The sequence below is a fragment of the Streptomyces sp. Rer75 genome, from assembly GCF_013414305.1.
Lineage (GTDB): Bacteria > Actinomycetota > Actinomycetes > Streptomycetales > Streptomycetaceae > Streptomyces > Streptomyces himastatinicus.
In genome coordinates this window covers 1,193,402-1,214,274 of record NZ_CP058693.1, presented here as the reverse complement: position 1 = coordinate 1,214,274, position 20,873 = coordinate 1,193,402, and the positions used below count along the sequence as shown (strand labels likewise).

23 protein-coding genes are annotated in these 20,873 nt (G+C 71.9%); 10 read left to right on the top strand and 13 right to left on the bottom strand.

Translation table 11 applies throughout. The features are described 5' to 3' along the window. Positions 1 to 64: 64 nt before the first annotated feature. Positions 65 to 898, bottom strand: coding sequence for a TIGR02452 family protein (locus tag HYQ63_RS04540; protein WP_179932632.1), 834 nt, complete (start codon positions 896 to 898; stop codon positions 65 to 67). A 339-nt stretch (positions 899 to 1,237) separates the two neighbouring features. On the opposite strand from HYQ63_RS04540, the gene HYQ63_RS04535 reads away from it, so the two are divergent. Genes HYQ63_RS04535 through HYQ63_RS04515 form a run of 5 tightly spaced genes read left to right on the top strand, consistent with a single transcriptional unit; the run spans position 1,238 to position 5,586 of the window. Continuing rightward, positions 1,238 to 2,791: a sensor histidine kinase gene (locus tag HYQ63_RS04535; RefSeq protein WP_179932631.1), complete on the top strand. Its 1,554-nt coding sequence runs from the start codon at positions 1,238 to 1,240 to the stop codon at positions 2,789 to 2,791. 24 nt (positions 2,792 to 2,815) lie between these two features. After that, entirely contained in the window at positions 2,816 to 3,202 is a 387-nt protein-coding gene (locus HYQ63_RS04530; RefSeq protein ID WP_179939743.1) for a roadblock/LC7 domain-containing protein, read from the top strand. Continuing rightward, positions 3,199 to 3,558 (top strand): DUF742 domain-containing protein, encoded by a 360-nt coding sequence (locus tag HYQ63_RS04525; RefSeq protein ID WP_179932630.1) that lies wholly within the window; start codon positions 3,199 to 3,201, stop codon positions 3,556 to 3,558. Before HYQ63_RS04530 ends, HYQ63_RS04525 begins: the two co-directional genes overlap by 4 nt. After that, a complete protein-coding gene (locus tag HYQ63_RS04520; RefSeq protein ID WP_179932629.1) occupies positions 3,539 to 4,162 on the top strand; it encodes an ATP/GTP-binding protein in 624 nt (207 codons plus the stop codon). The genes HYQ63_RS04525 and HYQ63_RS04520 overlap by 20 nt, the downstream gene beginning before the upstream one ends. Beyond that, on the top strand, positions 4,159 to 5,586 hold the full coding sequence (locus tag HYQ63_RS04515) for a cytochrome P450 (RefSeq protein WP_179932628.1): 1,428 nt from the start codon (positions 4,159 to 4,161) through the stop codon (positions 5,584 to 5,586). Before HYQ63_RS04520 ends, HYQ63_RS04515 begins: the two co-directional genes overlap by 4 nt. Before the next feature lie 11 nt (positions 5,587 to 5,597). Here the strand turns inward: HYQ63_RS04515 and HYQ63_RS04510 are convergent, their stop codons facing one another. From HYQ63_RS04510 to HYQ63_RS04490, 5 genes are all read right to left on the bottom strand, one after another. Continuing rightward, positions 5,598 to 5,750 carry a hypothetical protein gene (locus tag HYQ63_RS04510; RefSeq protein WP_179932627.1) on the bottom strand — a complete coding sequence of 51 codons (153 nt, stop codon included), beginning with the start codon at positions 5,748 to 5,750 and terminating at the stop codon, positions 5,598 to 5,600. 90 nt (positions 5,751 to 5,840) lie between these two features. After that, complete coding sequence (locus tag HYQ63_RS04505) at positions 5,841 to 6,791, bottom strand: cytochrome c oxidase assembly protein (RefSeq protein ID WP_179932626.1); 951 nt, start codon at positions 6,789 to 6,791, stop codon at positions 5,841 to 5,843. Between the two features lie 72 nt (positions 6,792 to 6,863). After that, entirely contained in the window at positions 6,864 to 7,889 is a 1,026-nt protein-coding gene (locus HYQ63_RS04500; RefSeq protein WP_179932625.1) for a 6-phosphofructokinase, read from the bottom strand. A 194-nt stretch (positions 7,890 to 8,083) separates the two neighbouring features. Beyond that, positions 8,084 to 8,824 carry a type 1 glutamine amidotransferase gene (locus HYQ63_RS04495; protein ID WP_179932624.1) on the bottom strand — a complete coding sequence of 247 codons (741 nt, stop codon included), beginning with the start codon at positions 8,822 to 8,824 and terminating at the stop codon, positions 8,084 to 8,086. Positions 8,825 to 8,847: 23 nt separating this feature from the next. Then, the gene (locus HYQ63_RS04490; RefSeq protein ID WP_179932623.1) at positions 8,848 to 10,086 is read right to left on the bottom strand and encodes a MurT ligase domain-containing protein; all 1,239 of its coding nucleotides are present in this window, start codon (positions 10,084 to 10,086) and stop codon (positions 8,848 to 8,850) included. 176 nt (positions 10,087 to 10,262) lie between these two features. On the opposite strand from HYQ63_RS04490, the gene def reads away from it, so the two are divergent. Continuing rightward, positions 10,263 to 10,811, top strand: coding sequence for a peptide deformylase (def, locus tag HYQ63_RS04485; protein WP_179932622.1), 549 nt, complete (start codon positions 10,263 to 10,265; stop codon positions 10,809 to 10,811). A 12-nt stretch (positions 10,812 to 10,823) separates the two neighbouring features. Here def and HYQ63_RS04480 read toward each other — a convergent pair whose 3' ends face one another. After that, positions 10,824 to 11,483, bottom strand: a complete 660-nt coding sequence (locus HYQ63_RS04480; RefSeq protein WP_179932621.1) for a TetR family transcriptional regulator — start codon at positions 11,481 to 11,483, stop codon at positions 10,824 to 10,826. Between the two features lie 181 nt (positions 11,484 to 11,664). Here HYQ63_RS04480 and HYQ63_RS04475 point away from each other — a divergent pair, with 181 nt between their 5' ends. After that, positions 11,665 to 12,891, top strand: coding sequence for an acyl-CoA dehydrogenase family protein (locus tag HYQ63_RS04475; protein ID WP_179932620.1), 1,227 nt, complete (start codon positions 11,665 to 11,667; stop codon positions 12,889 to 12,891). A gap of 13 nt (positions 12,892 to 12,904) precedes the next feature. Here the strand turns inward: HYQ63_RS04475 and uppS are convergent, their stop codons facing one another. The 5 genes from uppS to HYQ63_RS04450 form a co-directional block, all read right to left on the bottom strand. Next, complete coding sequence (gene uppS, locus HYQ63_RS04470; protein ID WP_257231608.1) at positions 12,905 to 13,711, bottom strand: polyprenyl diphosphate synthase; 807 nt, start codon at positions 13,709 to 13,711, stop codon at positions 12,905 to 12,907. A 115-nt stretch (positions 13,712 to 13,826) separates the two neighbouring features. After that, a complete protein-coding gene (locus HYQ63_RS04465; protein WP_179932618.1) occupies positions 13,827 to 14,645 on the bottom strand; it encodes an SAM-dependent methyltransferase in 819 nt (272 codons plus the stop codon). Positions 14,646 to 14,710: 65 nt separating this feature from the next. Continuing rightward, complete coding sequence (locus tag HYQ63_RS04460) at positions 14,711 to 15,322, bottom strand: hypothetical protein (RefSeq protein WP_257231607.1); 612 nt, start codon at positions 15,320 to 15,322, stop codon at positions 14,711 to 14,713. A 226-nt stretch (positions 15,323 to 15,548) separates the two neighbouring features. Beyond that, complete coding sequence (locus HYQ63_RS04455; RefSeq protein WP_179932616.1) at positions 15,549 to 15,788, bottom strand: DUF397 domain-containing protein; 240 nt, start codon at positions 15,786 to 15,788, stop codon at positions 15,549 to 15,551. Beyond that, positions 15,788 to 16,654, bottom strand: coding sequence for a helix-turn-helix transcriptional regulator (locus tag HYQ63_RS04450; protein ID WP_179932615.1), 867 nt, complete (start codon positions 16,652 to 16,654; stop codon positions 15,788 to 15,790). Before HYQ63_RS04450 ends, HYQ63_RS04455 begins: the two co-directional genes overlap by 1 nt. 289 nt (positions 16,655 to 16,943) lie before the next feature. On the opposite strand from HYQ63_RS04450, the gene HYQ63_RS04445 reads away from it, so the two are divergent. Further along, a complete protein-coding gene (locus HYQ63_RS04445; protein ID WP_257231606.1) occupies positions 16,944 to 18,344 on the top strand; it encodes a hypothetical protein in 1,401 nt (466 codons plus the stop codon). 282 nt (positions 18,345 to 18,626) lie between these two features. On the opposite strand, the gene HYQ63_RS04440 is transcribed toward HYQ63_RS04445, so the two are convergent. Beyond that, complete coding sequence (locus tag HYQ63_RS04440) at positions 18,627 to 19,460, bottom strand: SDR family NAD(P)-dependent oxidoreductase (RefSeq protein WP_257231605.1); 834 nt, start codon at positions 19,458 to 19,460, stop codon at positions 18,627 to 18,629. A gap of 354 nt (positions 19,461 to 19,814) precedes the next feature. On the opposite strand from HYQ63_RS04440, the gene HYQ63_RS04435 reads away from it, so the two are divergent. Together HYQ63_RS04435 and HYQ63_RS04430 are read left to right on the top strand one after the other, a co-directional pair. Further along, positions 19,815 to 20,396 (top strand): ATP-binding protein, encoded by a 582-nt coding sequence (locus tag HYQ63_RS04435; protein WP_257231604.1) that lies wholly within the window; start codon positions 19,815 to 19,817, stop codon positions 20,394 to 20,396. Then, positions 20,393 to 20,860, top strand: coding sequence for a hypothetical protein (locus tag HYQ63_RS04430; RefSeq protein WP_179932612.1), 468 nt, complete (start codon positions 20,393 to 20,395; stop codon positions 20,858 to 20,860). Before HYQ63_RS04435 ends, HYQ63_RS04430 begins: the two co-directional genes overlap by 4 nt. Positions 20,861 to 20,873 lie beyond the last annotated feature (13 nt).

Genomic DNA, 20,873 nt, shown 5'->3' with positions numbered 1-20,873 from the left:
CCGGGCCCGCTTCCGTACGAGTCGGCGCGTACGGAAGCGGGCTCCGGCGCCCCGCCGCCCCGGACTACCGGGGGAACGCCGCCGCGAAGGCCGCCCTGGTGGGGGAGTCCACGCGGCGGTCCAGCACCGCGAACACCACGCGGTCGAAGCGGTCCGCGAACCGCGCCCCCCCGCCCACCAGATGGGCGTGGAACGCCCCGGCTACCACCGCCGGATCATTGCGGAACACCCCGCAGCCCCAGGCCCCCAGCACCAACTGCCGGTAGCCGCCCACGGACGCGACCTCCAGCACCCGCTCGGCGCGCGCGGTGAGCCGCCCCGCCACCTCGGCCACCCGGTCCGGGGTTCGCCGGGCGATCACTCCGGCGTTCGGCGCGGCCGACGTGAGGAAGCCGACCTCGTACGCCTCCGCCAGCAGCCCGCCCCGGTCGTCGCGGAACACCGGGACGCCGGGGGAGTGGATGACCCGGTCGCTGTAGAACGGGCTCGGATCGGCGCGGTGCGCCGCGTAGAACTCCGGCACCGTCCGCAGACACGTGTAGAGCGCCGAGGTCCGGCACAGCGCCTCCTCCTGTGCCTGCGCGCCGTTCAGATAGCCGCCTCCGGGGTTGCGCGCGGAGGCGAAATTGAGCACGGCGACCGGCTCCCCGGTCCGCCCGAGCGTCAGCCGGCGCGCGGCTTCCATGCTGCTCTCCGCGGTCACCTCGAACGCCGTGGCGCGGTCCCCCGCCCCGGATGCCGGGGGCTCCACCGGCTCCGGCCCGTACAGCGCGGTCCCCGCCGTGGCCCGGGCGATCCGCTCGGCGAGCCGCACCGGGCGGCCCCCGGGCGTCGTATAGCCGCCCGCCGCGACGATGCTCTCGGTCTCCTTGGCGATGCCCCGCAGTCGCGCACTCATGTTCGTTCCTCCGTCATGGTCCGTCGAGGCTACGAAATTCGATCATCGTCGCGCGACCGAATAAACCGACCGACTGTACAACTCCCGGCAGCTCACGGCGAGTCGCCGCATGATGTCCGTAATGGCGGCAAATGCGCCGCATGTTGGCGGTGTGGGGTTTCGGATCCCCCGGGGGTGTGAGCGAATGCGATCGCTTTTTTGCGCTCGTTGAATTCACCCCGCCGAATTCGTTACCAAGAAAAAACCATCGTCATTTCGGGATGTGTCCAAACCGCTATGCTCCAGGGCCCGTAGCGAGTTCTTCGCACGCATTTTCTCCCGCTGCTTTTAAGGAAGCCGATGGTTTTCGCCGGCGCGTCACCTGGAGGCCGACGGCCCGCCTCCGCGCTCGTATGGCTCATTCCTCCCGCCGCGATGGCGGCCTGCGCGGCGTTCGCCGTGACCGTGGTGTCCGCCGGGGCGCGGGCGACGGTCGCCTGGTGCGGCGCGGCGGCGACGCTGGCGGTGGCCCTGGCGGCGGCCGAGTCGGCCCGCCGCGGACGTCTGATCGGCAGGCTGCGCGCGCGGGCCGCCGAACAGGACGCCGCGTACCGGCAGCGCCTGGTCGACCAGGAGGTGGAGACCCGGCGGCTGGCCCAGGAGGTGCTGCCCGCGGCCGTGGAGCGGCTCCAGCGCGGCGCCGAGGTCGACGCCGTGATGAAGACCATCGAGCCCTCGCCCGTCCTCGACCCGGACTTCGAGTCCGCGCACCGCGCCGTCCTGCGGACGGTGCTGGAGACCGTGCGGGCCGAGGAGGACCTGCGGGACGCGGCGGGGCGGGCGTTCGTCAACATCGCCCGCCGGGTGCAGGCCATCACCCATCAACAGGCCATGGACATGCGGGACATGGAGGACAAGCACGGGGCCGCCCCCGAGGTCTACCACGACCTGCTCCACCTCGACCACGGCAACGCGCTGATCGGGCGGCTCGCCGACAGCATCTCGGTGCTGGGCGGCTCCCGCCCGGGCCGTCAGTGGCGCAACCCGGTGCCGCTGTACAACGTGCTGCGCGGCGCCATGTCGCGCATTCTCGAATACCGGCGGGTGGATCTGCACTCGGTGGCCGACGTCGGCATCGTCGGCCCGTCCGTGGAGCCGCTGATCCACGCCCTGGCCGAGCTGTTGGACAACGCCACCCGCTACTCCCCTCCCAAGACGCGGGTGCATCTGACGGCGGTCGAGGTCCAGTCCGGGGTGGCGGTCGAGATCGAGGACGCCGGGGTGGGCCTGTCGGAGGAGAGCCGCAGGCGCACCGAGTACGTGCTGGAGCAGGCGGGCACCGGCTTCGACCTCGACGACCTCGGCGAGACGCCCCGGCTGGGCCTGGCCGTGGTCGGCCGCCTCGCCGTGAAGTACCGGTTCCAGGTGTCGCTGCGGCCCTCCGCGTACGGCGGTGTCCGCGCGGTGCTCGTCGTCCCGCAGGACGTCATCTGTCCCACCCCGGCCCCCGGCGGCGCCATCGCCCGGGCCCAGAAGCTGCCGCCGCCCAAGCCCATCAAGCGCGCCGAGCCCTATCCGCCGCTGCCCACCAACGCCAACGCCACCGGCCCGGTCGCCCACGACCACAACGGGATCCGCCACAACACCGCAGGACTGCCCCAGCGCCGCCGCCGGATGCCGACCGTGACCCCGCCCATCCGGATCCAGGCCGACCCGGAGCCCGCCCCGGCGGGCCCCCCGGCACCGGCCGAGCCGCCCGTCCAGCCGGGGATGTGGCTGGCCGCGTTCACCAAGGCCGTGTCCGGTGAGGAGGACCCGGTGGACACCTCCGGGCACCCGCACGGCGCGGAGCCGTCGGACACGCCGCACGCCTGGGACAACGCCGTGGACAACGCTTCGGATAAGGGTGAGTAGCAAGTGACGCAAGCGCGGTTCAACATGGACTGGATGCTCCGGGACCTCGCCAAGAGCGTTCCGCAGACCCGCCACGTGGTCCTGCTGTCCTCGGACGGCCTGTGCATGGCCCAGGTCGGTACGGACGAGGAGACCGCCGACCGCCTGGCCGCCGCCTGCGCGGGGCTCCAGAGCCTGTCGACGGCGATCGCCGCCGAATTCCCCACCGGCGACGGGCGGATGCGGCTGGTGGTCATCGAGGTCGACGGCGGCTTCTTCTATCTGATGGCGGCCGGCACCAGCTCCTACCTCGCGGTGCTCGCCGAGGACGGCGTGGACGCCGGGCTGATGGGCCAGTGCATGAGAGACCTGGTCGCCCGGCTCGGCGAACACCTCAGCAGCCCGCCACGGGCCAGTGGACGCATGACATGAGCCGGACCGGAAAGGGCGCCGACGAAGGCGGCCCTGAACGGCTCTACCTCGTCGACGGCGGCCCCGGCCGGTCCCCGCGGGCGGACACCATCGAACTGGTCAGCCTGATCGTGGCCCGGGCCGAACCCGAGCCGGGCATGCTGCCCGAGGCCGCCGCCGTGCTGCGGATGTGCCACTTCCCGCTCTCCGTGGCCGAGATCTCCGCGTATCTGACGCTGCCCGTCAGCACGGTGACCGTACTCCTCGCGGATCTGCTCGCCCACCACCAGGTGGAGGCGCGGGCACCGGTCCCGGCCGCCGTGCTGCCCGACACCGAACTTCTCCAGGCGGTGATGCATGGACTACAGAACCTCTGACACGCTCGTCGGACCCCGCAGCGAGGACACCCTCCCGGCCTCCGCCGCCGCGGCCGTCAAGATCGTGATCGTCGGCGGATTCGGGGTCGGCAAGACCACCATGGTCGGCTCGGTGAGCGAGATCCGCCCGCTGACCACCGAGGAGACGATGACCCAGGCCGGGGTCGGCGTCGACGACATCGCCGGGGTGGAGCGCAAGACCGAGACCACCGTGGCCATGGACTTCGGCCGCATCAGCCTCAACGAACGGCTGGTGCTCTACCTCTTCGGCACCCCCGGCCAGGAGCGCTTCTGGTTCCTGTGGAACGGCCTCTTCGAGGGCGCGCTCGGCGCCGTGGTCCTCATCGACACCCGCCGGCTGGAGGTCAGCTTCGACGTCCTGGGCCGGCTGGAGGAGCGGGGCGTCCCCTTCGTCGTCGCCATCAACGCCTTCCCCGGGGCGCCCGTCCACCCCGTCGGCGAGCTGCGCGCGGCCCTGGACCTGCCCGACGCCGTCCCCATCATCGACTGCGACGCCCGCGACCGCGCCTCCAGCCGCGACACCCTCCTCACCCTCGTGAGCTATCTGCAACACCTCACCACCGTGACCCCGGAGACACCGTGACCCCTCCTCCCGACCAGTGCCCCGCCCACGCCCGGAGCCCCCTCGCCGGTGTGGTGGACCTCTTCGGATCCGAGAACGAGAAGGACCCGATGGGCCTGTACGAGCGGCTGCGCAGCGAACACGGACCGGTGGCCCCGGTGCGGCTCGGCGACGACGTACCGGCCTGGCTGCTGCTGGGCTACCGCGAGAACCTGGAGGTCGCCCGCACCCCCTCCCGCTTCTCCCGCGACTCCCGCTACTGGAGCGCCTGGGGGGAGGGCCGGATCCCGGCCGACTCGCCGCTGCTCCCCGTGGTCGGCTGGCAGCCCATGTGCACCTTCGCCGACGGCGACGAGCACGAGCGGCTGCGCGCCGCGCTCACCGACAGCATGAACCGGGTCGACCGCCGCGGCATCCGACGCCACATCACCCGCTTCACCCACCAGCTGGTCAACGACTTCTGCGCCGACGGACAGGCCGAACTGGTCACGGGCTTCGCCCAGCGGCTGCCCATGCTCGTCCTCACCCAGCTGCTCGGCATGCCCGACGAGTACGGCCCACGGCTGGTCGAGGCCACCCGAGACCTGATGAAGGGCTCCGAAACGGCCCTGCGCAGCGACCAGTACGTCACCGACACCCTCCGCCAGCTCGTCGAGCGCAAGCGCACCCAGCCCGGCAGCGACCTCGCGTCCTGGCTGCTGAGCCACCCCTCCGAGCTGACCGAGGAGGAGGTCGTCCAGCATCTGCGGCTCGTGCTGCTCACCGGCAACGAGACCACCACCAACCTCATGGCCAACACGCTGCGCATGGTCCTCACCGACCCGCGCTTCCGCGCCTCCCTGGCCGGAGGTCACATGACCCTGCCGGACGCCATCGAGCACGTGCTGTGGAACGAACCGCCGCTCACCGTGATCCCCGGCCGCTGGGCCACCGGCGACACCGAACTGGGCGGACGGCAGATCAAGGCCGGGGACATGCTGCTCCTCGGCCTCGCCGCCGGGAACGTCGACCCCGCCATCCGCCCCGACCTCGGCGCGCCCATGTACGGCAACCGCTCGCACCTGTCGTTCAGCGGCGGCCCGCACGAATGCCCCGGCCAGGACATCGGCCGCGCCATCGCGGACACCGCCATCGACACCCTGCTGCTGCGCCTGCCCGATCTGCGGCTGGACGTGCCGGAGACCGAGCTGAGCTGGGTCGCGTCGTGGATCTCCCGCCATCTGGTCGAGCTGCCGGTCGCGTTCATGCCGCGCAGGGCCGAGACCGAGGTGGACACCTCCGGCATGATGCTCGCGCCCAAGCTGCGCCCCACGCGCTGGGTGCCCGCGGACGAGGACGAGGCCTTATCCGCGGGCGAAGGCGCCACCGCCGACACCGCGGCACCGACCGCCCGCGTCCCGTGGTGGACGTCCCTGTGGCGGTGGCTGCGCGGCACCGCGGCATGACGTAGGCCCGCTCAGCGGGCGAGCAGCGTCCCCACCGTCAGCAGCGCGAGCACCACCCAGGCGAACCACAGCCAGCCATTGCTCCCCAGCGACACGGTGTAGGCCGTCACCACCACGAGCCCACCCACCGCGCACGCCGTCATCCCCTTGGCAGATCCGGTCATACCCGACCTCCTCACGGCGGTTCCGGCACCCCGGCCGGAACACCGGCCCCACGGCCGAGACTCCATCGTCTCTCGGCCGTGGGGTATCGGCTAGCGCCCGCGGGACTGGAGCGACGCCAGATAGGCGTTGTACGCGGCGAGTTCCTGATCGCCGTCGCGGTCCGCCGTACGGTCATCGCGCCGCGCCTGGCGCTGGTCGGACTTGTACCACTGGTACACCAGCGCCACCAGCACGATCACCGACGGCACCTCGCTGAACGCCCAGGCGATGCCGCCCGCCGCGTTCTGGTCGGACAGCGCGTCGATCCCCAGCGAGCCGGGCGGATGCTCGAACGTGCCGATCATGGGCGCGCTCGCCATCATCAGCGCGATCCCGAAGAACGCGTGGAAGGGCATCCCCGCGAACAGCTCCAGCATCCGCATCACATAGCCCGGCCGGTGCGGCCCCGGGTCCACGCCCATGATCGGCCAGAAGAAGACCAGGCCCACCGCGAGGAAGTGGACCATCATCGCGATGTGCCCCACCTTGGAGCCCATCAGGAAGTCGAAGAGCGGGGTGAAGTAGAGCCCGTACAGGCTCGCGATGAACAGCGGGATCGTGAACACCGGATGGGTGATGATCCGCATGTAGCGGCTGTGCAGCAGCGCCACCAGCAGCTCCCGCGGCCCCTTGCGGCCGCGCCCGGCCGCCGGCAGGGCGCGCAGGGCCAGCGTCACCGGCGCGCCCAGCAGCAGCAGGATGGGGGAGACCATACTGATGATCATGTGCTGGACCATGTGCACGCTGAACATGACCATGCCGTAGTCGTTCAGCCCGGTGCACATCGCGACCACGACGGTCAGCACGCCCGCCACGAACGCCAGCAGCCGTCCCACGGGCCAGCTGTCACCGCGCCGCCACAGCCGCACCGCGCCCCAGCCGTACAGGGTGAGCGCGAGCACACAGCCGACGAGGAAGAAGGGATCACCGCCGAACGCCAATCCGCGTGCGAGGGTGAACGGCGGCAGATCCATCATCATGCCGTGTCCGCCGTGATCCATCGGTTATCCCCGGCCTTCCTGCTCTACCCGGTGTGCACCAAATGTGCCCGCACCAGCGTAGAACCCGTCAGGTCAGAGCACGCACTCGGCCTCGGTGTACCGCTCGGCGGGTACCGTCTTCAGCCGCTCCACCGCGTCCGCGAGCGGAACCATCACGATGTCCGTACCGCGCAGCGCCGTGATCTTGCCGAACTCGCCGCGGTGCGCCGCCTCGACGGCGTGCCAGCCGAAGCGGGTGGCCAGCACCCGGTCGTACGCCGTCGGCGTGCCACCGCGCTGCACATGGCCCAGGATCACCGGCCGGGCCTCCTTCCCCAGCCGCTGTTCCAGCTCGACGGAGAGCTGGCGGGCGATACCGGCGAACCGCTCGTGGCCGAAGACGTCCCGTTCCCCGGCCGCGTACTCCATCGTGCCCTCGCGCGGCTTGGCGCCCTCGGCGGCCACCACGATCGCGAACTTCTTGCCCGCCTCGAACCGTGCCCCGACGGTTTTGGCCAGCTCCTCGATGTCGAACGGGCGCTCCGGCACGACGATGGCGTGGGCACCCGCGGCCATGCCCGAGTGCAGCGCGATCCAGCCGGTGTGCCGCCCCATGACCTCGACGATCAGCACCCGCTGATGCGACTCCGCGGTGGTCTTGAGCCGGTCCAGGGCCTCGGTCGCCACCCCGACCGCGGTGTCGAAACCGAAGGTCACATCGGTCGAGGCGATGTCGTTGTCGATCGTCTTCGGGACTCCGACGATCGGCAGCCCGGCGTCCGACAGCATCCGGGCCGCCTTCAGGGTGCCTTCGCCGCCGATCGGGATGACCGCGTCCAGGCCCAGCTCCTCGACGTGGCCCTTCGCGCGCTCCACCCCGTCGCGCAGATGCGCGGGCTGCACCCGGGTCGAGCCGAGGACGGTGCCGCCGAGGGCCAGGATGCCGCTCACGGCGTCCAGGTCGAGCTTGCGGTAGTCACACTCCAGCAGGCCCTTCCAGCCGTCCTGGAAGCCGATCACCTCGTCGCCGTGGTCGACGACGGCGCGGTGGACGACGGACCTGATGACCGCGTTCAGCCCGGGGCAGTCGCCGCCGGACGTGAGCACACCGATGCGCATGGCGCGTGATTCCTCTGTCTGCGAAAGCCCACCGTTGCGATGGGGCGACATCCGGACCGCGCTGTCCGGCTGGACGACGACACCCTACAAGCGGCGGACGCCGCGGGCCGCGCTTCGCCGCCGGGTGTCCGCGATGCGGTCACCCGGCGGCTCAGCCGTGCACGAGGGCGCTCAGGCGGGCTGGGCGAGGGCGCTCAGGCGGGCTGCGCGGTGGCCGCCGCGATCCGCTCGTTGCGCAGCGCCTCGTACCACTGGTCGTCGACCGGCGGCAGCCCGTTCACATCGAGCGCCAGCTTCAGCAGATGGTCCGCGATGTGCGGGTTGCGGGCCATCACCGGGCCGTGCATGTACGTCCCGAAGACGGTGTCCTTGTACGCGCCCTCGTAGCCGTCGCCCGTGCCGTTGCCGTTGCCGAACCGGACGCGCGCGAAGGGGCGCGCGGTCGGGCCCAGGTGGGTGACGCCCTGGTGGTTCTCGAACCCGGTCAGCGGCGGCAGCCCCAGCGGCTCGTCGATGTCGGCCAGCACATCGCCGACGCAGCGGGCGCCCTCGCCGCGGGTGCTGATCACGTCCAGCAGGCCCAGACCCTGCTGGCGCTGCCCGAGGTCGTTGATGAACTCGTGGCCGAGGATCTGGTACCCGGCGCACACCGAGAAGACGATCGCCCCGTTGGCGACCGCGCGGTTCAGCCCGCCGTCCCGGATCAGCCGCTCGGCGGCCAGCCGCTGCGGGCGGTCCTCGCCGCCGCCGATCAGGTAGATGTCCCCGGAGGTGGGGATCTGCTGGTCGGAGCGGACGTCCAGGCGGGAGACGTCCAGCCCGCGCTGGCGCGCCCGGCGCTCCACCACCAGGACGTTGCCCTGGTCGCCGTACGTGCTCAGCAGGTCGGGGTAGACCCAGACCAGACGCAGGCCGTTCTGGCTCGTGCTACGCATCGTCGTGTCTCCTCGTACGGGGGTCAGTTGCCGACCCGGCGGCGCAGGTCCTGGAACGCGGTGTAGTTGGCGATCACCTCGATGCGGCCGGGCGGGGAGATCCGCACCGCCTCGTCCGCGTCCGCGCAGACCCGGAAGTCGAGCCCGGCGACCTCCAGGCGCACCGCGAGGTCCAGCTTGCGGTCGCCGATCACACAGATCGGGTGCCCGGCGAGCCGGGTGTAATCCACGTCCCACAGCCAGGAGGTGTCCGTGCCGTCCGCGCCGCGCGCGTTCACCGAGAGGATCACCGGGGTGGGCGGCGGGTCGATCAGCGAGAACGTCTCCAGCCAGCCGGCCGGGTTCTTCGCCAGCAGCAGCCGCAGCTCGCGCTCCTGGAAGGTGACCACGTCATAGCGGCCGGCGACCGCCTGCACCTGGTACATCCGCTCCAGCGCGACCTGCGGGGGCACGCCGAAGGTGGCGGCGACTGCCGCCGAGGTGGCCGCGTTCGCCTTGTTCGCGCGGCCGGGCAGCTGGAGGTGGATCGGCCAGGCCGCGCCGTGCGGGTCCAGCACGTAGTCGCCGTTCAGCGCCCAGCTGGGCACCGGGCGGCGGAAGCCGCACTCGCCGCACACCCAGTCGTCGCCGGGGCGCTGGAGCACCCCGCCGCACGCCGGGCAGGACCAGGCGTCGTCCTTCCACTCCTGGCCCGCGGCGACCCACACCACATTGGGGCTGGAGGAGGCGGCCCAGACGATGAGCGGGTCGTCCGCGTTCGCGATCACCGTGGCCTTCGTACCGGCCAGGCCCTCCCGCCACTTCTCGGCGAGCATCCGGGTCTCGGCGGCCCGGTCGAGCTGGTCGCGCGAGAGGTTGAGCAGCGCGATGGCCTTGGGCTCGGTGTCGCGGGCCACCCCGGCGAGGTACTTCTCGTCGACCTCGATCACGCCGTAGCGGGCGTCGGAGCCGCCCGCCAGGGCCGAGGTGATGCCCGCGGGCATGTTGGCCCCGAGCGCGTTGGAGACCACCGGGCCCGCGGCCCGCAGCGCCTCGGCGATCAGCCGGGTCGTCGTGGTCTTGCCGTTGGTCGCCGACACCAGGATCACGTCCAGGTGGTGCGCCAGCCTGCTGAGCAGATCGGGGTCGAGGCGCAGGGCCACCTTGCCGCCGATCACTGATCCGCTGCCGCGGCCCGCGGCCTTCGACACCGCCGCCGCGGCCCTGCCCGCCGTCACGGCCAGCTTGGCACGTGGCGACAGCGGCTCTGAGTTGCCTGCCATCGTCTCTCGATCCTCCTCGCATACCGGCGCCGCACCTGCCCCCCGAGGCACCGGTGGTACGCCCCCTCCGCGCCGAATCGCCAGCCGGGAGGCCACGGTCGGGGATCAGCCTATCGAGATCCGGGCGCTGTCCCGAATTCCGTCGGCCCTTCCGAGGGACCGTACGCTTGGCTGCCATGCGAAACGGCGCGATCCCGGGGAGCCGGGGGACGGTACGGCCCCTGCGGCTGCTCGGCGATCAGGCGCTGCGCGCGCCCTGCGAGGAGGTCACCGACTTCGACGCGGCGCTCGCCCGGCTGGTCGAGGACCTGTTCGCCACGATGTACGCGGCGGGCGGGGTTGGCCTTGCCGCCAACCAGATCGGCGTGGGGCTGCGGGTCTTCGTGTACGACTGCCCGGACGACGAGGACCGGCGTCATCTGGGGCACGTGGTCAACCCGCGGCTCGCGGAGGCCGACGGGGTGACCGTACGGGGCACCGAGGGCTGTCTGTCGCTGCCGGGCATCGAGTCGGGCACCCCGCGCTTCGACCGCGCGGTGGTGGAGGGCGTGACGGTGACCGGGGAGCCGGTGCGGGTCGAGGGCGGCGGCTTCTTCGCCCGCTGCCTCCAGCACGAATGCGACCACCTGGACGGCGGGCTGTTCCTGGACCGGCTGGAGGGCTTGCGGCGGCGCCGGGTGCTGTGGGCGGCCCGCCGCGCGCCGTGGGCGCGCGGGCGGGCGTGAACCTCGGGGCCCTCAGAACAGCCCGGGAGCGCCGACCCGGTCGTCCACCAGGGCCAGCCGCCCCCACAGCAGATCGGTGAGGTGGTGCACCAACCGCTCGCGCGAGCAGGGCCGTTCCCGCAGCCACCAGTCGCCCGCGGCGTGCATCATGCCGACGATCCCATGGCCCCAGATCCGGGCCACCTCCTCGCCGCCGGGGCCGAGTTCGACCCGGTCGGCGATCACCTTGGCCAGCTCGTCGCCCATGCGGCGCAGCAGCGGGGCGGAGTGGTGGCCCACGTCGAAGCCCTGCTCCTGCTGCTGGCCCTGGTCGGCCGGGTGCATCAGGAAGCGGTACACCTGGGGCCGGGCCTCGATCGCCACCAGATAGGTGTCCAGCGTGGCCGCCACCCGTCCGCGGCGGTCGGGTGCGGGGGCGTCCAGGGCCTTGCGCAGCGAGGCGAGCAGGGCATCGGTGTGGCGGACCGCGAGGGCCCGGTAGAGCCCACCCTTGTCGCCGAAATGACGGTACAGAATGGGCTTGGTGATGCCCGCCTCGGCGGCGATCGCGTTCATCGAGGCCTCGGGGCCGTCGCGCAGCACCACCCGGTCGGCGGCCTCCAGCAGCTCCTTGCGGCGCCGTGCGGCGGCCTGCTGCTGGTGGTCTTCGCGCTGGCTGGTCCCGGTCTCCATGTCGTGGCCTCCCCGCCCCCTGACGTGTTCACGCGTTACATGAATGGGCACCGCGTATCTGCGCAACGTAACACCCGACCGGGGTAAGGGGATCGCACGGCCGTGGAGTTGACATCGCCTACTGACCAGTAACAGACTGCTGTTACCTACGGTAACAGCAGGCGCGGCAGGTGGAGGGGCCATGGCGGAGTTCTCGTTCGAACTCAACGATGATCAGAAGGCAGTGCGTGAGTGGATCCACGGCTTCGCCGCGGACGTCATGCGCCCCGCCGCCGCGGAATGGGACGAGCGCGAGGAAACGCCCTGGCCGATTATCCAGGAGGCCGCCAAGATCGGCCTGTACTCCCTGGACTTCTACGCCCAGCAGTACTTCGACCCCACCGGCCTCGGCATCCCCATGACCATGGAGGAACTGTTCTGGGGCGACGCGGGGATCGCCCTGTCCATCGTCGGCACCGGCCTGGCCGCCGTCGGCGTGCTCGCCAACGGCACCGAGGAGCAGATCGGCACCTGGATCCCGCAGATGTACGGCGACGCCAATGACGTGAAGGTCGCCGCCTTCTGCTCCTCCGAGCCCGACGCGGGCTCGGACGTCTCCGCCATGCGCACCCGGGCCGTCTACGACGAGGCCAAGGACGAGTGGGTCATCAACGGCACCAAGACCTGGGCCACCAACGGCGGCATCGCGAGCGTGCACGTCGTCGTCGCGGCCGTCGACCCCGAACTCGGCTCCAAGGGCCACGCGTCCTTCATCATCCCGCCCGACACCCCCGGCCTGTCCCAGGGCCAGAAGTTCAAGAAGCACGGCATCCGCGCCTCGCACACCGCCGAGGTGGTCCTCGACAACGTACGGGTGCCCGGCAGCTGCCTCCTCGGCGGCAAGGAGAAGCTGGACGAACGCCTCGCCCGCGCCCGCGAGAGGGCCACGGCGGGCGGCGAGCGGCTGAAGAACGCCGCGATGGCCACCTTCGAGGCGTCCCGCCCGGCCGTCGGCGCCATGGCCGTCGGCACCGCCCGCGCCGCGTACGAGGTCGCGCTCGACTACGCCAGGACCCGGCAGCAGTTCGGCCGCCCCGTCATCGACAACCAGGGCGTCGCCTTCCAGCTCGCCGACATGCGCACCCGGATCGACGCCTCGCGCCTGCTGGTGTGGCGGGCCTCCTGGATGGCCGTGAACGGCAAGCCCTTCGACTCGGCCGAGGGCTCCATGTCCAAGCTGTTCGCGAGCGAAACCGCCAAGACGGTCACCGCCCAGGCGGTCCAGATCCTCGGCGGCAACGGCTTCACCCGCGAATACCCGGTCGAGCGCATGCACCGCGACGCCGCGATCTACACGATCTTCGAGGGCACCAGCGAGATCCAGCGCCTGGTCATCGCCCGCACGCTCTCCGGCGTCCCGATCCGCTAGCGGATCCCCGGAGTCACCTCGCGCCGAAGCGGCGTTTGCGCCCCGCGAACGCCGCCAGCAGGCCGCGCAGTTCCTCGGCCGTGAAGTCCGGCCACAGCGTGTCCACGAAGAACAGCTCCGCGTAGGCCGCACGCCACAGCATGAAGTTCGAGATCCGCTGCTCCCCGGACGTCCGCACCAGCATGTCGATGTCCGGGAGGTCGCCGTGCGGCAGGTGCCGGGTGAACAGCGCCTCGTCGATCAGGCCCGGGTCCAGCGCCCCGTCCGCCGAGGCCCGCGCCAGCGAGGTCGCCGCGCGGGCGATCTCCTCCCGCCCGCCGTGGTTGAAGCAGAAGGCCAGCGTCATCGCGCGATTGCCCGCCGTCTCGGCCTCGGCCCGGCGCAGGGCGGCCAGGGTGGCGCGGGGGAGCCGGGCCTCGGAGCCGAGCCAGCGCAGCCGTACGCCGCGCTCGCCGTACGCGCGGAAGACGTCGGCCAGCTGGGCGGTGAGCCGCATGAGGGCGGCCACCTCGGCGCGCGGCCGGTTCCAGTTCTCGGTGGAGAAGAAGAACAGCGACAGATGCTCGACGCCCTCCTCCAGCGCCGTGTCCACCACCCGCGGCAGCGCCAGCACCCCCGCCTCATGGCCCCGGGTGCGGGAGAGGCCGCGTGAGGCGGCCCAGCGGCCGTTGCCGTCCATGATGATGGCGAGGTGCCGGGGCATCCCCGGGGCCTCCTCCCGGGGGCCGCGGCGCTGCCGTACGACGGCGGGCGCGTCGGCGACGGACGCCCGCAGCAGCCGCTTCACCGAGGGCACCCTCCAGGCTCCGACCTCGAACACCCGCGCGTCCCTCCGCCTCGGCTTCCCCGGTGCCGTGTCTGACGACGGGGCGGGGCCGCGGGTTACCTGCCCGGTGCCCGAACCATTCGTTTGGTCGGCACCGCGGCGGCCGCGGTCATGGCTTCCGCGCGACACCCCCGTGCACGTCCGTCGTCTCGATGGGCGTCTCGGACGGCCCGGGCCGCCACAGCGGACACGAGACGATACCGGGTTCGATCAGCTCCAGCCCGTCGTAGAAGCGGCTGATCTCCTCCAGACCGCGCAGCACGTACGGAATGGCGCCGGTGTCGTCGTAGCCCTGCTGGGCCTCCTTGAGCGCCTGGTCGGTGTCGGTGCTGTCGTAGTGCACGAAGTAGCTGCCGGAGGGCAGGGCGTCCTGTAACCGGCGGACGATCGACACCGCGTCGTCGTAGTTCTGGATGTGCCCGAGGATGCCCATCAGCATCAGGGCGACGGGCTGGTCGAAGTCCAGCGTCTTGGCGGCCATCTCCAGGATCCGCTCCGGCTCGTGCAGATCGGCGTCGATGTAGTCGGTCACGCCCTCGGGGGTGCTGGTGAGCAGCGCCTGCGCGTGCCGCAGCACCAGGGGGTCGTTGTCGACGTAGACGATCCGGGCCTCGGGCGCCATCCGCTGGGCGACCTGGTGGGTGTTGTCATAGGTGGGCAGCCCGGTGCCGATGTCCAGGAACTGGCGGATCCCGCACTCGCCCGCCACATGGGTGACGGTGCGGATCAGGTACGCGCGCGAGGCGCGGGCCATGACCTCGATGTTCGGGGCGACCTCCCGGTACTGGTCGCCGGCGATCCGGTCGACCTCGTAGTTGTCCTTGCCGCCCATCCAGTAGTTCCAGATCCGGGCCGAGTGCGGCACGGTGGTGTCGATCTTCGACCATGCCTGCTGGGCGGGGCCGGGGGTGGACGAGCCGTTGGTCATCGGGACTTCTCCTGCCGTGCGTCATGCCTGTGAGAGGCTCCAACTTACCCACTGTGCCCGGGAGTTCAGCGATTCCCGGCGTAGCGGCGGACGGGTGAGCGAATCCGTGGCAGGCGGCGGGCGAAGGAGGCCGTCTCGAGCGTCACCGGAGTCTCGCCGGGGCCCGGCTCCGCGCCGGGTCCGGAACCGGGGTCCATCGGCGGCTCCTCGTCGACCGTGACCACCGGCGCGTGCTGGGCGAGGGTCCGGAAGGCCTGGTCGAAGCCGGTCAGCGCGGCGTCGATCTCCGCGAGGTCCGCGGCGCCCGCGCCGCCCGCGGCCAGCCGGTCCTCCAGCACGTTCGCGGGCGCGGTGACATGGACGAACAGCCCGTCGCGCTCGGCCACCGCCTCCGCGAAGTCGAACGCCTGGATCCAGGTGACCCGGGACTGCCCGCGCCGCAGCGGCCCGTAGACCAGCTCGCCGACCAGCCCCGCGTCCACCGCGAGCGATCCTTCGTGCTGGAGCAGCTCGCGGTAGGGGCGGACCGGGTCCAGGTGCGGGAGGTCGGGGGAGGCGCGGGTGACGGCGAAGCCGTGCCGCTCCGCGAGCCGGGACAGCAGCCCGTCCCGGCGGACGCCGTCACAGCCCTCGACGATCAGTGTGCGCCGCTGTGCGAACGCATGCTGGAGCTTCATCCCGTCTTCCCGTCGTTCCGGACCGACCCGGATTGGATGGAGGGACGACACAGCCGCCCGCCACGGCGCCTTCAGTGTGCGTGGCGGGGTGGCGGGGGTGGGAGTGCGCTGCGGGGTTGTGCGGTTGTGCGACCGTAGTGGTTTTCGAATCGTGGCCCGTCAGGGGGTGCGCCCGGCGCGTTTCCGGGGGCAGCCGGGGCAGCCGGGGGCACCCCCTGGGCAGCGGCTAGGCGATGAGGAAGTCGGCGCCGCCCGCCTTGGCGGCCTCCAGGAAGGAGGCGACCTCGGAGCGGGTGTAGATCAGGGCGGGGCCGGCCGGGTCGGTGGACTGGCGGAGGGCCACCCGGCCGTCCGGCAGCCGCTTGGCCTCGATGCAGGTGCCTCCGTTGGACCCGCTCCAGGGCTTTTGCCAGCCCTCGGTACCCAGGTCCGTGGCCGGCATCCCGGTGTAGACGGGGTCTGTCATCACAGCTCCTTACGCAGTTCGGCCAGGATGGTGCTGGTATCGCCGATCGGGTCCGCCTGGACGGCCATCCGGTCCAGGACCTCCAGATACGCCACGACCTCCTTCGGCCGGTCCACGTAGACCGCGCCGGTGAGGCTCTCGGTGTAGACGACATCGGGCAGTTCGGAGAACCCGAAGCGGAAGTAGTGGAAGGGTCCGAAGGCCCCGGGGTGCGGCCCGGCCGCGAAGCGCATGATCTGTAGCCGGACCTTCGGCATCGACAGGGTGTCGATGATGTGGTCGATCTGGTCCCGCATCACCTCGTCGGGCCCGACGGGACGGCGCAGCACCGTTTCGTCGAGGATGGCCCACATGATCGGCGCGTCCGGCTTGGTGAGCAGGCTCTGCCGCTGGAGGCGCAGGGCGATCCGGCGCTCCAGCTCCTCCTCGGTGTCGTTGGGGAAGCCGATGCGCAGCACCGCCCGGGCGTAGTCCTCCGTCTGGAGCAGCCCGGGGACGTAGTGCGGCTCATACGCTCGGATGACGGTGGCCTCGCTCTCCAAGCTGACATACGCACTGAACCAGTCGGGCAGTACGTCCCGGAACTGGTGCCACCAGCCGGGCTGGTTGGCCTCCCGGGCGAGGGCGAGGAAGCTCTCGATCTCGGGTCCCCGGACGCCGTAATTCCGCAACAGTTCCTTGACGTACGGGATCTTGAGGCCGACTTCCGCCTTCTCCATCCGACGCACCGTCAGCGGGGTCACTTCGATGGCCTGAGCTGCCTCTTCGAAGGAAACCTGGGCCCGCTCGCGCAAGTGCCGCAGTCGCTTGCCGAGGACCCTGCGTAAGACGGTGGGGGCGCCGCCGCTCGGCCGTGCCTCGCTCACGTCCCGCCTCCCGGAGTGGCTGTCATATGCCTGCACAGTGTGCCTGGACAGTGTGCCACGTGCCCGACGATACAGACAGAGCTATGCGGATCGTTCTGAAATTATCAGAACGAAGGTTGCGGGGTGAGCGACTCACCACGCATAGTGAGCGGGTGACCCATCTCACCCTCCACGGCGGGGGCTCCCAACCTCCTTTGTCCACAACGTCGTTGACACAGCCGATGAGTGCGGCGCCGCGCGGCGGGGATCCCGTACACCTCCGTGGCGCGTGCCGGGGAGGGTTACGGTGATGCCGGGCGCACAGCCGGGAAGCGGGCGCCAGGGCGCCCCGGCCAACGCCGCGTTGGCCGCGGCCCTCAAGGAATCCGGGTGCTCCTACGCCTCGTTGGCGCACCGGGTCAACGAACTGGGCCGCAGACAAGGACACGAGTCGAACTACGACAAGGCGTCCGTCACCCGCTGGTTGCAGGGCGGCCAGCCGCGCGGCAACACGCCGGAGCTGATCGCCGCCGTGCTCTCCAACCGGCTCGGCCGGCCGCTGGCGCCCGCCGAGCTCGGCTTCATCGCCGACCGTCAGCGCCCCGTCGTCGCCAGAGCGCTGGCCTACCGGGAGGACGTAGCAGAGACCTTGCACACGCTCGCCGAACTCGGCTCCACCGATATCTCCCGCCGCAGCCTGCTGGGTGCGGTGCCCTTCGTCGCCGGAGCCCTGGTGACCCCGCAGCGCGAATGGCTGCTGTGGCTGGTCGAGAACCAGGACACCCCCCGGCTCTCCTCCGCGGCCGATGGCGGCCGTGTCGAGCAGGTCCACGCGGCCATCAGCATGTTCGACGAGATGGACAACCGCTTCGGCGGCGGCCAGGTCCGCGCCAGCATCGTGCTCTATCTGTCGACCGAGGTCGTGCCCATGCTCCAGCAGCGCGGCGCGCCGCCGCACGAGCGGCGCCAGCTGTTCACCGCGGCCGCCAAGCTGGCCGCGATGGCGGGCTGGAGCTCCTACGACAACGCCGAATACGGCCTGGCCCAGCGCTATATGACCCAGGCGCTGCGGCTGTGTGCCGAGGGCGGCGACCGGGTGCTCGGCGGTCAGATCCTGGCCGGTCTGTCCCATCTGTCCACCAACCTCGGCCAGCCGGAGGCGGGGGTCGAGCTGGCCCGGGTCGGCGTCGCCACCGCCAAGCACGCGGGCAGCCCGCTCGGCCTGATGCGGCTGCACGCCATGGCCGCCCGCGGCCATGCGGCGCTCGACCAGCCCCGGGAGGCGTCCAAGTCGCTGCGCGCCGCCGACGCCCAGCTGGAGGCGAGCCGGGGCGCCCAGCAGGAATCGCCCTGGGTGCGCTTCCTGGACCACCACTATCTGGCGGCCGAGGCGGCCCTGTGCTTCCGGGACCTGGGGAACGCGGCGGAGGCCGAGCACGCGGCCTCCGAGTCGGTGCGCGCCAACGCCGACCGGCGCCGCCGCCAGGCCATCAGCCGCTCCGTCCTCGCCACGGCCTACCTCCAGCAGAACCGGCTGGACGAGGCCATCGGCACCGCGGGCGAGGCGCTGGACACCCTCAGCGGGGTGCACAGCGAGCGTTCGATCCAGGCGCTGCGCGACTTCCGCTCCCGGCTGCGGCCCCGGCGGGGCGAGCCCATGGTGCGGGACTTCGAGCATCGCTCCCGGGCGGTGCTCGGCTCCGCGGCCTAGGGGTTGTCGATCAGGCGCGATCAGCGAGCGGCGTCTGGTGCAGGGGGGCACCTCCCAGCGGTAGCCGGGGGAGGCGCGGAGTGCGGCGAGCGCGGGGCCGCGAGATGCCGTGCCAGGCGTCGGGAGCCCGGCATGATCGGCAGGACACCCCCTGGCGGCCGCGCGCGGCGGGCCCCCGGAGCGGGGGACCGGAGGGCTGCCGCGTGACCGGGCGAACGGGCACGACGGGCCCAGGGGGTGTCACCCGATCCGGGTGTCACCCCCGAGGCGCGTCCTTCGGCATCAGTAGCCGTTCGGGGTGGGGGCGTTCTGGGCCCGGTCCACGGGCAGATGCGCGCCCGAGACCCCGCTCGACGCGTCGGACAGCAGGAACGCCACGACCCGGGCGACCTCCAGCGGTGTGACCAGCCCGCCGCACGGGACCTCGGCCGTGAACCGGGCGTACCGCTCGGGCTCCTCGGTGCGCATGCGGTCCCAGCGCTTGCCGGGGATGAGCATCGAGCCGGGCGAGACGGCGTTCACCCGGATGTGGTCCGGGCCCAGTTCGCGGGCGAGCGAGGCCGCCAAATGGATCTGGGCGGCCTTGGCCGCCCCGTACTGCGCCTGCGGCCCCGGTTTCCACCCGGAGATGGAGGCGATCACCACCACCGAGCCGCCGCCGCTCCGCCGCAGATGCGGCACGGCGGCCTTGACCAGCCGTGCCGCATGACCGACGTTCAGCTCCCAGGTCGCGGACCAGTCCCGGGCATCCGCCTCCTCCAGTCCGCGACCCCGTGCGCCACCGGCACACGCCACCACGCCGTCCAGCCCGCCGAAACGTTCCGCCGCTGCCTGGACGAATGCCTCCAGCCGGTCCGGTGCGGTGAGGTCGAGGGCCTCGGTGAACAGCGCCCCCGGCTCCTCCGTAGGTAACGACGCCTCAAGGGCCCCCAGATCCCGCGTCGTTCGCGCACAGGTGGCCACCCGCGCCCCGGCCGCGGCCAGCAGCCGCACGATCTGTTCGCCCAGCCCCCGGGTGCCCCCGGTGACCAGCACGCGCTTGCCGTCCAGACGGAACACATCGGACGGACCGGCCCCCGGCCCCGGGGCGGATTCCCCGCCGCGGTCGCCGCTCACGCCTGCCCCGCCAGGGCCGTACAGCCCGAACCACTACGCCCGTACAACCGGACAACCCCCATGCCCTCTCGCCCACCGGTCGGTTCAACCGTTTTTCTACATGACGGTGACCGATGACGCTCCGAGCTGCCTTCGAAGGAGGAACCATGCCGGTTTCCGGCACACATCGCGACCGCGTCGACTCCGTCCGTGGCAGCCGGTCCAGGCGGGTCGGACGGGGGGCGCGCACCAACCGCCACCGGCTCAGATGCAGCGCCGTCAGTCGCCAGCAAGCGCCTACCCGCGTAACGGAACATCAACCACCCCATGTGCCTGTATGTCATGAGAGCCCACAGACCGACGAGGACGGACACCGTGAGCCGATCCCTCCCAGGACTGCCGCAGCGGCCGGCACCGGCCGATGACGAGGACCTGGGGCGCGACCGCCCTGCCCTCGCGGTGTCCGTCAACCGCCATTGCGTCCGGATCACCGGGCCCGAACCGCGCGGGGAGGGGACGATGAGTGCCCTCGTCACCCGCCGGCTCTTCCGGGCCGAATTCCCCGCCCTACCCGACCGTGCCGCCGCGGTGCGGCGCATGGTCACCGGCCATCTGAACGACTGGCGGCTCGGCGCGCTCGTGGACGGCGCCGTCCTCGCCACCAACGAACTGTTCGCCAACGCGGTCGAGCACGGCAGCTCCGGCCCCGCCGACACCGTGACCATCACCGTCTCCCTCGAACTCTCCGCCGGGCACCTGGGCCATGAGCTGCGGGTCGAGGTGGCCGACGGCTCGCCCGTCATCCCCATCTTCCGCAGCGCCTCGCTGACCGAGGAGTCCGGCCGTGGCCTCGCCATCGTCGACTGCCTGGCCAGCGACTGGGGCACCGAGCCGCCGGACCCGGGCGGCGAGGGGAAGAAGGTGTGGTTCACCCTGCCGCTCGAGCGCGCCTCATGAGCCCTGTGGGCGGCACCGTGCAGACCGACGCGGCCGACTGGCTGCTGTCCGCCAGCGACGATCCCGGACGGGTGCGGCTCCAGTGGGCCAGCGGCGACGGCCTCGCCGATCTGCCGGTGGGCACCGTCTTCGACCTGGTCCGCATGGCCGAGGACATCGGTACGGCGGTGATCCAGGCCCTCCAGCGGCGCGACGCCGCGACCGGGCCCGTGATGCTGGCGACCTCCAGCCATGTGCTGACCTTCCTCGTCCCGCCCGGGTCCGCGGCCGAGTGGAAGCGATGGCTGGCCGGGACCCCGTACGCACGCCGCCGCACGGTCGCGGCGGCCGGGGCGGGACGGGTGCTGCGGTGCCCCCGCCCGGGGTGCGTGCGGCGCGGGCACGTCTGGCTGACCCGGCCCGGGGACGGCCTCACCGACAGCCGTACGCTGCGGGCCGCGCTGGAGGAGGCGGCGGGACGTTAGGGGGCTGGACGGG